The sequence below is a fragment of the Streptomyces sp. NPDC059008 genome (genome assembly GCF_042749045.1).
Lineage (GTDB): Bacteria > Actinomycetota > Actinomycetes > Streptomycetales > Streptomycetaceae > Streptomyces.
The window spans coordinates 294,333-306,793 of sequence record NZ_JBHYJC010000001.1 but is presented as its reverse complement, the minus strand read 5'-3'; the positions used below and the strand labels follow the sequence as shown (position 1 = coordinate 306,793).

The 12,461-nt window shown below is 69.9% G+C and carries 13 protein-coding genes and 1 tRNA gene; 9 read left to right on the top strand and 5 right to left on the bottom strand.

From position 1 onward, the window contains the following. Positions 1 to 31: 31 nt before the first annotated feature. A complete protein-coding gene (locus ACFWZH_RS01405) occupies positions 32 to 1,336 on the bottom strand; it encodes a serine/threonine-protein kinase (protein WP_384424221.1) in 1,305 nt (434 codons plus the stop codon). Positions 1,337 to 1,384: 48 nt separating this feature from the next. After that, positions 1,385 to 1,933: a helix-turn-helix domain-containing protein gene (locus ACFWZH_RS01400; RefSeq protein WP_384424220.1), complete on the bottom strand. Its 549-nt coding sequence runs from the start codon at positions 1,931 to 1,933 to the stop codon at positions 1,385 to 1,387. Between the two features lie 127 nt (positions 1,934 to 2,060). On the opposite strand from ACFWZH_RS01400, the gene ACFWZH_RS01395 reads away from it, so the two are divergent. After that, positions 2,061 to 2,133, top strand: a tRNA-Ala gene (locus ACFWZH_RS01395). Between the two features lie 183 nt (positions 2,134 to 2,316). Here the strand turns inward: ACFWZH_RS01395 and ACFWZH_RS01390 are convergent. Further along, the gene (locus ACFWZH_RS01390; protein WP_384424219.1) at positions 2,317 to 3,039 is read right to left on the bottom strand and encodes a DUF5324 family protein; all 723 of its coding nucleotides are present in this window, start codon (positions 3,037 to 3,039) and stop codon (positions 2,317 to 2,319) included. A 297-nt stretch (positions 3,040 to 3,336) separates the two neighbouring features. Between ACFWZH_RS01390 and ACFWZH_RS01385 the strand changes: the two genes are divergently transcribed. Together ACFWZH_RS01385 and ACFWZH_RS01380 are read left to right on the top strand one after the other, a co-directional pair. Next, positions 3,337 to 3,864 (top strand): peptidylprolyl isomerase, encoded by a 528-nt coding sequence (locus ACFWZH_RS01385; RefSeq protein WP_384424218.1) that lies wholly within the window; start codon positions 3,337 to 3,339, stop codon positions 3,862 to 3,864. 134 nt (positions 3,865 to 3,998) lie between these two features. Then, complete coding sequence (locus tag ACFWZH_RS01380; RefSeq protein WP_384424217.1) at positions 3,999 to 4,907, top strand: rhomboid family intramembrane serine protease; 909 nt, start codon at positions 3,999 to 4,001, stop codon at positions 4,905 to 4,907. Between the two features lie 236 nt (positions 4,908 to 5,143). Here the strand turns inward: ACFWZH_RS01380 and crgA are convergent, their stop codons facing one another. Then, positions 5,144 to 5,398 (bottom strand): cell division protein CrgA, encoded by a 255-nt coding sequence (gene crgA / locus ACFWZH_RS01375; protein WP_384424216.1) that lies wholly within the window; start codon positions 5,396 to 5,398, stop codon positions 5,144 to 5,146. 179 nt (positions 5,399 to 5,577) lie between these two features. Here crgA and ACFWZH_RS01370 point away from each other — a divergent pair, with 179 nt between their 5' ends. From ACFWZH_RS01370 to ACFWZH_RS01345, 6 genes are all read left to right on the top strand, one after another. Further along, the gene (locus ACFWZH_RS01370) at positions 5,578 to 6,348 is read left to right on the top strand and encodes a DUF881 domain-containing protein (protein ID WP_384424215.1); all 771 of its coding nucleotides are present in this window, start codon (positions 5,578 to 5,580) and stop codon (positions 6,346 to 6,348) included. A gap of 37 nt (positions 6,349 to 6,385) precedes the next feature. After that, a complete protein-coding gene (locus tag ACFWZH_RS01365; RefSeq protein ID WP_384424214.1) occupies positions 6,386 to 7,087 on the top strand; it encodes a class E sortase in 702 nt (233 codons plus the stop codon). Positions 7,088 to 7,168: 81 nt separating this feature from the next. After that, entirely contained in the window at positions 7,169 to 7,345 is a 177-nt protein-coding gene (locus ACFWZH_RS01360) for a hypothetical protein (protein ID WP_384424213.1), read from the top strand. After that, on the top strand, positions 7,342 to 7,998 hold the full coding sequence (locus tag ACFWZH_RS01355) for an aminodeoxychorismate/anthranilate synthase component II (RefSeq protein WP_384424212.1): 657 nt from the start codon (positions 7,342 to 7,344) through the stop codon (positions 7,996 to 7,998). The genes ACFWZH_RS01360 and ACFWZH_RS01355 overlap by 4 nt, the downstream gene beginning before the upstream one ends. Further along, the gene (locus tag ACFWZH_RS01350; protein ID WP_384424211.1) at positions 7,995 to 9,449 is read left to right on the top strand and encodes a class E sortase; all 1,455 of its coding nucleotides are present in this window, start codon (positions 7,995 to 7,997) and stop codon (positions 9,447 to 9,449) included. Before ACFWZH_RS01355 ends, ACFWZH_RS01350 begins: the two co-directional genes overlap by 4 nt. 25 nt (positions 9,450 to 9,474) lie before the next feature. After that, positions 9,475 to 10,218, top strand: coding sequence for a class E sortase (locus ACFWZH_RS01345; protein WP_384424210.1), 744 nt, complete (start codon positions 9,475 to 9,477; stop codon positions 10,216 to 10,218). Between the two features lie 121 nt (positions 10,219 to 10,339). Here the strand turns inward: ACFWZH_RS01345 and pknB are convergent, their stop codons facing one another. Further along, positions 10,340 to 12,337, bottom strand: a complete 1,998-nt coding sequence (gene pknB, locus ACFWZH_RS01340; RefSeq protein WP_384424209.1) for a Stk1 family PASTA domain-containing Ser/Thr kinase — start codon at positions 12,335 to 12,337, stop codon at positions 10,340 to 10,342. Positions 12,338 to 12,461: the final 124 nt, after the last annotated feature.

Below are 12,461 nucleotides of genomic sequence, written 5' to 3'. Positions count from 1 at the left end.
GGGCGCCGGGCCGCCGCCCCGCAGCGGTGCGTCAGGCGGAGACCAGCGCCCAGACCCCGACCGCGATGCACAGCAGCGCGACGATCAGCACCGGGATCGCGACCTTCGGTGGCGGTCCCGGTTTCCTGTACGGCGCGGGCGGCGCCGCGGCCGGGGTGGAGACGGTCGTGCCGAGCGGAGACGGTGCGGGGACAGGGTGCGGCCCGGCCGTGTAGGGGCGGGTCGCGGGGTAGTCCGGGCGGACGGCGGCCGTGGGCTCGTACGCGGGCAGCGGGGGAGGAGTCGGCGCCGGCATCGGCACGGGAGGCGGGGTGGAAGTCGGTGTCGGCGTCGGCGGGGTGCTCGGCTCCGGCGGCGCGAGCTGGAAGCTGCCGGTGTCCGACATGGAGGCGTGCCCGGTGGCACCGCCGCCCAGCGCGGCGCCGGACGTCGGCGCCCCGGAAGGATCCCCGGCAGCCAGGGGCCCGTCCGGTCCGAACCCGGCCGGCAGCGGTCCTATGTGGTCGAAGACCTCGACGACCTCGTCCTCGATCGTGCTCTCCGGCAGCATCTCGACCGCCGCCAGGACCGCCTTGCGCGCGCCCGTGGCCGTCTTGAACCGCGAGTCCGGGTTCGGGTGCACCAAGGACGCCAGGACCTGCCACAGCGGCTCCGGCACGCCCTCGGGCGCGCTGGGGATGCCGTGCTGCGCGAAGTGCCCGACCAGGGCCTCGGCGTCCGGCTTGGTGCCGGTGAGCAGATACACCGCGACCAGACCGACCGCGAACAGGTCCGCCGGGAAGTCCGGTTCGGCACCCAGCATCTGCTCCGGCGCGAAGTAACCGGGCGTGCCCACCACATAGTTGGTCTCGGTGAGGCGCGGCTCGCCCTTGCGCATCGCGATGCCGAAGTCCGACAGCCGCAGATGCGGCCGACCGGTGCCGGTGGACTCCAGCAGGATGTTCGCCGGCTTGATGTCGCGGTGCACCACGCCCTCGGCGTGCACCGCGGTGAGCCCGGCCAGCAGCTGGTCCAGGAGCGTGCACACGAACCGCGGCGGCAGCGGCCCGTAGTCGCCGATCAGATGCGCCAGCGAGCCGCCGTTCACCAGGTCCATGGTGAACAGCACCTTGTCGTCGTTCGCGGCCCAGCTCGCCGGGGCCAGTACATGCGGATGATCGATCCGCAGCGCCTGTTCGCGGACGAACCGCAGCAGCGTGTGCGCGTCACTCTGCTGCAGCACCTTGGCCGCGACATAGCGGCGGCGCCGGTGGTCCCAGGCGCGCCAGACCGCGCCCACCCCGCCCCGCCCGATCGGATCGATCAGCTCGTACCGACCGGCGAAGATCTCACCCATTGCGCCCCGTCCGCTTCTGAACTCACGACGTCCCCTGTGGCTGTGGGCCTAGTTCTGGTGCGCCTCGTAGTGGGCGACCGCGTCCGCGGTACGACCGGCACCGTAGACCCGGAGAAACTCTGCCAGTTCGGGGTGAGTGGGGGCGAGGGTGTTCGCCGCATCGATGATGTCCCCGGCGTCGGAGACCGATCGCAACAGCGACTGGATCTCACGCACCACGCGCCGCACCGTGGTCGCCCCCGTCGACGAGGTCTGCTGCGCGGTGTTGTTCAGCACCGAGCCGCCCGCCGTCTTCTTGATCTCCTCCATGCGGTCGGTGGCCTCGGCGGCGCTGACGCTGCCGTCCGCGACCTGACCGGCCAGTTCCTGCAGTGCCTGGACCCGCTGCACCACAGCCGGGTTGCCTATCTTCGCGCGCTGCCCGCTCATCAGCTGGGAGAGCATCGGCGCGGACAGGCCGAGTACCGAGGCCAGCCGGGCCTGGTTGAGACCGAGGTCGTCGATGAGACGGCGGAACAGCGCACCCAGAGGCTCCCCGTACCAACTGCGCTGGAGCTCCCGGGCCCGCGCGGTGGCTTCCTGCTGTGCTGCGTCCATGCCGTGTCCCCTGTCTCCCCGGTCGCTTCGCTGCCGCGAATCTCGCGAAGCATCCTACGGAGAGCGACGGTGTGCGGCGATACCCGGTCGGGAAAGCGGCCGGACACCGGGTACCCTGGTGCGCGAAGGGGCCTTAGCTCAGTTGGTAGAGCGCTGTCTTTGCATGGCAGATGTCAGGGGTTCGACTCCCCTAGGCTCCACTCCCAAAGCCCTTCCGATCGGCGTCACCGCTGGTCAGAGGGGCTTTTTGCATTCCGGACGGGCTGTGCTGACGGGCTGTCACCCACCCCCTGGCGGGGCCGGTGCGGCGGTACGCGAACGGGCCGTGCCCACCGCCCTCCTACGGCGCTGGGCACGGCCCGGTGATTTCCGGCCGCCCGGGGTCAGGCCGTGTTGCCTCCGCCGCGGCGTTCGTCGGCCTCCGCCTCGTCCTGCTTGGACTGCACCTCGGGGTCGAGCGGTGCGCCCTCGCTGCCGTCGACCGCGCTCAGCCGCCCGCGCTCGCCCACCTCGGTGGGGGCCGGCGGTTCGACCAGCCAGTCCGGGTTGGCCTGCTTGTCCCACCACTTCCAGGCGGCGATCGCACCGCCGACCAGGGCGCCGAACACAGCGAGGCGCTTGGTGACCCTGCCGCACTTCGCGCGGCGGCTGTGCTTCTTCTGCAGCTTGGTGATCTCGGCGGCCGTCACCTGGCCGCGGAGCGCGGCGAGCGCGGCGCTGCCGCGGGCGAGGGCCTCCTCGCGGACCGGCTCGGCCGCGGTCCGCGCGCTGGTCACGGCGTGCTCCAGCCGTGGCGCGGTGTACTCGGCCGCGTGCCGTGCCGCCTTGCGGGTCCGGCGGGCCGCCCGGGTCGCCGCGGCGTCCACCTTGGGCGGCAGCGTGCCGCGTGCGTGCTCGATGCGCGGATGCAGATGGGTGTCGTACTGCGAGCGGGCCTGGTGGGCGGCCTCGGCCACCTTCGGGCCGACGCGCGTACGGGCCTCGTGCGCGTAGTGCACGGCGGCGTCCTTGGCCGTACCGGCATACGGTGCCACCGCCTCCGCGGCGTGCCGCACGCTGTCCTTGGCCGTGCTGGTCGCGGCGCGCACGCTGTGCTTGCGGGTCACGGGATCCTCCTCCTCGGTGGCGTCTCCGGGGGCTGGGGGGTCTGGTCCCCATGTCTGCTGTGTCGCCTGTCCACCCGTTTGGAGATCATGCCCGCTCGGCGCCCGTACGGCATGTGTGAGCGGCCATCCGGGTCATGCGCGGCCCTTTTGCGGCCGTCGGCGACGACGCTCGCGCGGTGCGCCGGCCCGGCGCCCGAAATCAGTGCGAAAGCAGGGAAGAGGTGGTGGTCGTGCGCCCCTTGGGCCGGTCCATGCGAGGATCGGGAACCGTCAGAGAAGACTTATGGAAGGTTGATCGTGGCTGAGCAGCTTTACGCCACCCTGAAGACGAACCAGGGCGACATCGAGATCCGGCTCCTGCCGAACCACGCACCCACGACGGTCAAGAACTTCGTCGAGCTCGCCAACGGCGAGCGGGAGTGGACCCACCCGGCGACCGGCAAGAAGTCCACGGACCGGCTCTACGACGGCACCGTCTTCCACCGCGTGATCAGCGGCTTCATGATCCAGGGCGGCGACCCGCTGGGCAACGGCACCGGCGGCCCCGGCTACGAGTTCAAGGACGAGTTCCACCCCGACCTCGCCTTCAACAAGCCGTACCTGCTGGCCATGGCCAACGCCGGCCCGGGCACCAACGGCTCGCAGTTCTTCATCACCGTCTCGCCGACCGCGTGGCTGACCGGCAAGCACACCATCTTCGGTGAGGTCAGCACCGAGGCGGGCAAGAAGGTCGTCGACGCGATCGCCGGCACCCAGACCAACCCGCGCACCGACCGCCCGGTCAACGACGTGGTCATCGAGTCCGTGGTCATCGAGACCCGCTGAGCCGCGTCTTGTGCCCCGGCCAGGTCCGGGGGAACCATTGCGCCCCGCCCGGTCGTACTCCGGGCGGGGCGGTGTGTTTGACGCCTCCGGGGCGTGTGCCGCGCCCCGCACACAGCAAGAGGACGAGGGGACCGATGGACCAGGTGCCAGGCAGCCCACAGGAGCCGCAGAACGCACGGGGCGACGACGGCCTGCCGGGCTGCTACCGCCACCCGGATCGCCCGACCGGCATCCGCTGCACCCGCTGCGACCGGCCGATCTGCCCGGACTGCATGGTCAGCGCCTCGGTCGGCTTCCAGTGCCCGGACTGTGTACGCGGCGGCAGCGGGACCGGCCACGCCCCGGGGGCGACCGCACCGCGCACGATCGCCGGCGGCACCATCGCGGCCGATCCGCGGCTGGTCACCAAGATCCTGCTGGGCATCAACGCCGCCGTCTTCCTCGCCGTGCTGGCGACCGGCGACGAGCTGGTGGGCCGGCTCGACCTGCTGGGGCTCGCCTTCGACCCGAGCCGGTACCAGCTCGTCGGCGTCGCCGAGGGCGAGTGGTACCGCCTGCTGACCGCGATGTTCCTGCATCAGCAGATCCCGCACATGGCCTTCAACATGCTCTCGCTGTGGTGGCTGGGGCCGCCGCTGGAGGCGGCGCTCGGGCGGCTGCGGTTCACCGTGCTGTACCTGCTCGCCGGTCTGGGCGGCAGCGCCCTGTCGTACCTCCTCGCGGCGCAGAACCAGCCCTCGCTGGGCGCGTCCGGCGCGATCTTCGGGCTGCTGGGCGCGACCGCGGTGCTGATGCGGCGGATGCGCTACGACATGAAGCCGGTGCTGATCCTGCTCGCCCTCAACCTGGCCTTCACGTTCCTGTGGCCGCACATCGCCTGGCAGGCGCATGTCGGCGGCCTGGTGGTGGGCGCCGCGGTGGCGTTCGGGATGGTGCACGCGCCGCGCGACCGCCGCAACGCGGTCCATCTCGCGACGTGTGCGGTGGCGCTGCTCGCGATCGGCGCGGTGGTGTGGGTACGGACCCTTCAGCTGGTGGGCTGAGGGGCCCGTCCCGTCAAGTTGTCCACAGTACGTGGCCGATCTTGTGCATGCCGTGCGGAACTGGTGTTCCAAGCCGCCCTGACCTGCGTTTCCCCAGCAAGGACGGGGGGAGGCGGAGGTCAGGGGCGGGTGCCGCCGATCACACCGGCGTCAACCTCCAGAGGGTTATCCACAGATCTTCTGAAGTTTTCCCCGACTGTGGATAACTGTGTGGATGGCCTTGGGCAGGGCTTGCGCTACTTCCACTGTGTGGATACGCCGAAGCCCACCGCGATGAAGCCGAAACCGCAGACGATGTTCCAGTTGCCCATGGCGGCGATCGGCAGATCGCCCTCCGACACATAGAACAGCACGATCCACACGAGCCCGATCAGGAACATCGCCAGCATCAGCGGCGCCACCCAGCCACGGCCCGAGGCCATCTTCAGGTTGGTGGTCTTCGCCGGCGGCGGCGTGAAGTCGTCCTTCTTGCGGATCCGTGACTTCGGCACGAGGAACTCTCCTGTCGATGTGCTGCTCCCCCACTCTCGACGTCGCCCGAGCGGCTGACCTGTCCGCGCGGGGGAGGTACGAGGTGTGCGCCGGGCTGTGGACGCGATGGGGAGCGGATTCCTTTCCCGGGCGTCCGTTAGCGTAGTGCTTCCGCGGCGTCGTAAGGAGTAAGGGTACGTTGAGTAATTCCGCTGACTCCTCCGGCCGCCCCGTCCGCCTGCGTCTGCGGCCCGTACGGCTGCTCACCCTGGTCGTCTTCGCGCTCGCCGGGCTGCTCTTCTGGCTGAGCTTCGACACCGCGCGTGGCACCAATCTACGCTCGGACGACTCCATGCTGCGGCTGTCCGACCTCATCCAGGAACGCAGCCACAAAAACGGCGCCCAGGACGACCGCAACGCCACCCTGCGCGAGGAGGTCGACGCCCTCGCCCAGCGCGACAACGGCAGCTCCAAGGCCGAGGACGCCAAGCTCAAGGCGCTGGAGAAGAGCGCCGGCACCAAGCGGCTGTCCGGCCAGGGCGTGACCGTCACCCTCACCGACGCTCCGCCGAACGCCACCGCCAAGATCCCCGGCGTTCCCGAGCCGCAGCCCAACGACCTGGTCATCCACCAGCAGGACCTGCAGGCCGTGGTGAACGCCCTGTGGCAGGGCGGCGCCAAGGGCATCAAGGTCATGGACCAGCGGCTGATCTCCACCAGCGCGGTGCGCTGCGTCGGCAACACCCTGATCCTCCAGGGCCGGGTCTACTCCCCGCCGTACAAGGTCACCGCCGTCGGGGACCGCGAAGCGCTCAACAACGCACTGACCGCCTCCCCCGCCATCCAGAACTATCTGCAGTACGTCAACGCCTACGGACTGGGCTGGAAAGTCGACCAGCACGAGGCGATGACTCTTCCCGGCTACTCCGGCACAGTGGATCTCCACTACGCACAGCCTGTGAAGCCGTAGCCCGCGCGCCGCGGGGCGGCGGGGAGGGGCGGGGCCGATGACGCTGCGGTGGATCGTGCGGACGCTCAGCGAGATCTGTGTCACCGTCGGCGCGCTGATCGTCCTCTTCGTGGTCTACCTGCTCTTCTGGACCGGCGTACGGGCCGACAGCGCCATGGACGGCGAGATCGGCAAGCTCCAGCACCAGTGGTCGTCGGGGCCGGCCACCACGCCCCGCCCCGACCCCGCCGCCGGCGAGACCACCCCGGCTCCGCGGCCCCGCCGCTATGTGCCGGGCGGCTCCTTCGCCGTGATGTACGTCCCGCGCCTCGGCGCGGACTGGGCCAAGCCCGTACTGGAAGGCACCGGAACCGACGTCCTCAAACGGGGCCTCGGCCACTACGCCCGCACCGCCCGCCTCGGAGAGGTCGGCAACTTCTCCGTCGCCGGCCACCGCCGCACCTACGGCGACCCCTTCAAGGACTTCCCGCGGCTGCGGCCCGGCGACGCCGTGGTGCTGACCGACGGCACGACCTGGTTCACCTACCGCATCGACAACCGGCCCTACACCACGCTGCCCGGCGACATCGGCGTGATCGACCCCGTACCGCGCAAGTCCGGATTCAACGGTCCCGGGCGCTACCTCACACTGACCACCTGCGAGCCGGAATGGGGCCACAGCCACCGGCTGATCGCCTGGGCACACCTCGACTCCACCCAACCCGTGGCACAGGGAAGGCCGTCGGCTTTGACGAGCTGACCCCCCTGCGCCCGCCCTCGCCCTTTACTCTGGTGTCGCAATCGACATCGTCATCGGCATCGGCAAGGGGACAGCGACAGCATGTACGGCTGGATCTGGCGGCATCTGCCGGGCAACACATGGGTCAAGGCGCTGATTTCCCTGGTGCTCGTGCTGGCGATCGTCTTCGTGCTCTTCCAGTACGTCTTTCCGTGGGCGGAGCCGCTGCTGCCCTTCAACGACGTCACGGTCGACCAAGGGATGGCAGCCGTCCGATGACCGCACGGATTCTTGTCGTCGACAACTACGACAGCTTCGTCTTCAACCTCGTCCAGTACCTCTACCAACTGGGCGCCGAGTGCGAGGTGCTGCGCAACGACGAGGTCGCGCCCCGGCACGCCCAGGACGGCTTCGACGGGGTGCTGCTCTCGCCCGGTCCCGGTACCCCCGAGCAGGCCGGCGTCTGCGTCGACATGGTCCGGCACTGCGCGGACACCGGTGTCCCGGTCTTCGGCGTGTGCCTGGGCATGCAGTCGATGGCGGTCGCCTACGGCGGCGTGGTGGACCGCGCGCCCGAGCTGCTGCACGGCAAGACCTCGCCCGTCCTCCACGAGGGGGTCGGCGTCTTCTCCGGTCTGCCCTCCCCCTTCACCGCCACCCGCTACCACTCGCTGGCCGTCGAGCCCGACACCGTCCCCGACGAACTGGTCGTCACCTCCTGGACGGAGGCCGAGGACGTCCCCGGCGGACGGATCGTCATGGGCCTGCGGCACCGCGAACTGCCGGTGGAGGGTGTGCAGTTCCACCCCGAGTCGGTACTGACCGAGTGGGGACACCGGATGCTGGCCAACTGGCTCGTCGAATGCGGCGATGCGGGAGCTGTGGAGCGCTCGACGGGGCTCGCCCCGGTGGTCGGCAAGGCCGGCGCGTGACCGCCCTGCGCCCCGAGCGTGAAGGGAGACCCTACGACCCGTACGAGGAACAGCCGTACGCGTCGCAGGAGCCGTACGGGTCGCAGGACCCGCACGGGCGCCCCGATGCGTTCGAGGCGGCGGTGGGGCAGCTCGACGACCCGCTGAACGATCCGCTCCCGGGCCGGGCTTCGCCGCCGCCCACGCCGGCCCCCGCTCCCACGCCCGCACCGGCACCCACGCCGAGTCTGCTCGACCAACCGGGCCGGGGGCGCCGCCGGGGCAAGCCGGCGGAGGAGGGACTGCCGGGCTCACCGTGGTTCCGGCCGCAGCAGACGCCGCAGCAGACGCCGCAACGGCCGGCCTCGGCGGCGCCCCCGGCCCCACGGGGACCGCAGCGGCCCTTCGGCCCCGCGTCCGGCGCCCCGAGGCAGGGGCAGAGCGGGCAGATCCAGAGGCCTTCCCCGTCCGTCTCCGCTCCCGCGCCCGCGCCCGCCGCGCAGGGGCCGGACGACGAGACCATGGCGCTGCGGCAGGCCGAGAAGGGCGGCGGGGGCGCTGTTTCACGTGAAACCGACACGGCCGTTTCACGTGAAACATCGACATCGGAGTCCGCCCCGGCGGTCGGGGGCCGTGCGGCCCGGCGTAAGGCCGCTCAGGAGGCCGCCAAGCGAGGCGGCAGGCGCGGCCGGCGCGGTGATGCGGCCACCGCCACAGCGGCCGCTGCGAAGCCCTCTGAAGCGGCTCCCGCTCCCACCTCCCGGCTGGAGGCCCGACGGGCCGCCCGTGCCGCCAAGGACAGCCCCAGCCTGATCGTCAGCCGCGCGCTGGGCGAGGTGTTCATCACCCTCGGCGTACTGATGCTGCTGTTCGTCACCTACCAGCTGTGGTGGACGAATGTGATGGCCGAGCAGGAGGCGGGCGGCGCCGCCAACAACCTCCAGCACGAGTGGGACAAGGGCGGCGGGGAGAAGAAGAATCTCGCGGCCGGCGAGCGCTTCGGAATCATGTACATCCCCAAGCTGGATGTGAAGGCGCCGATCGCCGAGGGCATCGACAAGCCCAGTGTGCTGGACCACGGCATGGTCGGGCACTACGACAAGAGCAGCGGGCTCAAGACGGCGATGCCCTGGGACAAGAAGGGCAACTTCGCGGTCGCCGCCCATCGCAACACGCACGGCGAGCCGTTCCGGTACATCAACAAGCTCACCAAGGGCGACAAGATCATCGTCGAGACGCGGAGCTCGTACTACACGTACGAGATGGAGAGCATCCTCCCGCAGACGCCTCCCAGCAACACCAGCGTGATCGGTCCGGTACCGCCCGGCTCGGGATTCACGGGGCCGGGGCGCTACATCACCCTGACGACGTGCACGCCGGAGTTCACCAGTACCTTTCGGATGATCGTCTGGGGCAAGATGGTCGACGAGCGGCCGCGGAGCAAGGGCAAACCGGAAGCGCTCGCCGGCTGAGCGAACACAAAAGGGGTACTACGCGGTGACTGCAACCGGAACCGACGAGGACAGCGACCGGTTCGCGCCGCCACCCAAGCCGCGACGCCGGGTACGCAGGACCATTGCCGCCATCGTCAGCGTCATCGGCGAGCTGCTGATCACAGCCGGCCTGATCATGGGCCTCTTCGTCGCCTACTCGCTGTGGTGGACCAACGTCCTCGCCGACCGCGAGGCGCACAAGCAGGGCGACCAGGTACGCCAGCACTGGGCGAGCAGCGGGCCCAAGGGGCCGGGGGAGCTGGACACCAAGGACGGCATCGGGTTTCTGCACGTACCGGCGATGAACAGCGGTGAGGTGCTGGTCAAGAAGAGCACCGCCGAGGACGTCCTCAACGAGGGGGTGGCCGGTTACTACACCAAGCCGGTCAAGTCGGCGCTGCCTCAGGACAAGAAAGGCAACTTCACCCTCGCCGCGCACCGCGACGGTCACGGCGCGAAGTTCCACAACATCGACAAGCTCAAGGACGGCGACCCGATCGTCTTCGAGACCAAGGACACCTGGTACGTCTACAAGGTCTACGCGACGCTCCCCCAGACCTCGAAGTACAACGTCGACGTCCTCAACAAGGTCCCCAAGGAGTCCGGCAAGCGCAAGCCGGGCCGCTACATCACCCTGACGACCTGCACCCCGGTCTACACCTCGACCTACCGCTACGTCGTCTGGGGCGAGCTGGTCCGCACGGAGAAGGTCGACGCGGACCGCACACCGCCGAAGGAGCTGGGCTGACGGGCCCACAGAAGCCCGCAAGCGCCTGCCAGGACCTTCGCCCGCACGCACGACGAAGCCCCGGCCGCCCTCCAAGGGCTGCCGGGGCTCCACTGTGCTGTCACTTCACGGACGCCGGCTGTCAGCCGCCGAACGGTCCACCGAAGAAGCCGCCACCGTCGTCACCGCCAGTGTCACCACCACCGCCACCACCGACGGTGGTCAGCGTCACGGTGGTGGCCTTGGGGTCGGACGGCGTCTGCGGCTGCGGGTCCTGGGTGATCACACGGGCGTTGTCGTCCGGTGAACTTCCCGGAGCCAACTGGATGTTGGTGAATCCGGCCTGCTGCAGCGCCTGCTTGGCTTCCTTGAGCTTCCGGCCCCGCACGTCCGGCATGGGGGTCTGCGCCGGCGCCTTGCCGATCGTGAGGGTGACCGTGGAGCCGTTCTTGACCTCGGTGCCCCCGTCAGGCGTCTGCGTGAGCACCTTGCCGACCTGGTTCGGGTCGGGGGTGTCCTGCTCGGACTTGCTGACGGTGAAGCCCAGATCGGTCAGCTGCTTCTCCGCTGCGGCGGCGTCCTGCCCCACGACCGGCGGGACCTTCGTCTTCGGGCTCGCCTGGGCGACGAACAGCGTGATCTTCGCGTTCTTGGAGGCGTCGGTCTGAGGATCGGGGTCCTGGTCGATGACGGTGCCCGGCTTGCCCTCGTCGGTGACCTTCGTCTCCTGCGTGACGTCGTCGAAGCCCTTGCTCTTGAGCATCGAGCTGGCCTTGGCGAAGGTGTAGCCCGTCACGTCGGGAACAGTGACCTTCACACCCCCCGAGCACAGCGTGACCCTGACCGTCTCGCCCTTGCTGATGTCGCCGCCCGCGGCCGGCTCCTGCTCGGTGACCTGGCCCTTCTTGACGTTGTCGCAGGCCCTGCGGCCGCTCAGAGCGACCTTGAAGCCGCCGTTGACCCCGAAGTCCTTGGCCTCCGGCAGGGTCTTCCCGACGAGGTTGGGCACCGTCGTCTCGGTGCTCTTGTTGCCGCCCGTGAACATCGCCTTGCCGATGAAGATCGCACCGACCAGGACGAGCACCGCCGCGAGCACCAGCAGGATCGTCGAGGTGTGGCTCTTCTTCGGGCCACCGCCGCGCCGCCGGTCGCCACGCTCCTCATAGCCGTAGCCGCCGTCGTCCGGGTTCATCGGCGGGAGCATGGAGGTCTGGCCCGCCGGATCCTGCGGACGCAGCATCGTGGTCGGCTGGTCCTGGTCGTAGCCGACCGCGCCCATGGCGGAGGTCGCCGCGACCGGCTGGCCCTCCAGCGCCGCCTCGATGTCGGCGCGCATCTCGTCGGCCGACTGATAGCGGTAGTCCGGGTCCTTGACCAGCGCCTTCAGGACGATGGCGTCCATCTCCGGCGTGATCTCGGGGTCGAAGTTGCTTGGCTTCTGCGGCTCCTCGCGGACATGCTGGTAGGCCACCGCGACCGGCGAGTCGCCGATGAACGGCGGCCGGACCGTGAGCAGCTCGTAGAGCAGACAGCCGGTGGAGTACAGGTCGGAGCGGGCGTCGACCTGCTCGCCCTTGGCCTGCTCGGGCGAGAGGTACTGCGCGGTGCCGATGACCGCCGCGGTCTGCGTCATCGTCATCCCGGCATCGCCCATCGCACGGGCGATACCGAAGTCCATGACCTTGACCTGGCCGGTGCGCGTCAGCATGACGTTGGCCGGCTTGATGTCGCGGTGGACGATGCCGGCCCGGTGGGAGTACTCCAGCGCCTGGAGGACACCGGTGGTCATCTCCAGCGAACGCTCGGGCAGCAGCTTCCGCCCGGAGTGCAGCAGCTCACGCAGGGTGGAGCCGTCCACGTACTCCATGACGATGTACGGGATCGAGACCCCGTCGACGTAGTCCTCGCCGGTGTCGTAGACCGCGACGATCGACGGATGGTTCAGCGAGGCGGCCGACTGGGCCTCACGGCGGAACCGGGCTTGGAAGGACGGGTCACGAGCGAGATCCACCCGCAGCGTCTTCACAGCTACGGTGCGGCCCAGACGGGTGTCATGCGCGAGGTACACCTCGGCCATGCCACCGCGGCCGAGCACCGAGCCCAGCTCGTACCGGCCGCCGAGGCGACGCGGCTCTTCCATAAGCTTCTCCAGCCCTCTCCGTCAGTCCCGACCGCACCGGTGTGTGGTCCGGCGGTGTGCTGTCCGGGCTACCGTACCCGGCACGCCACTTCGGATCGGGTCAGAGCCGCAACCTGATATATGA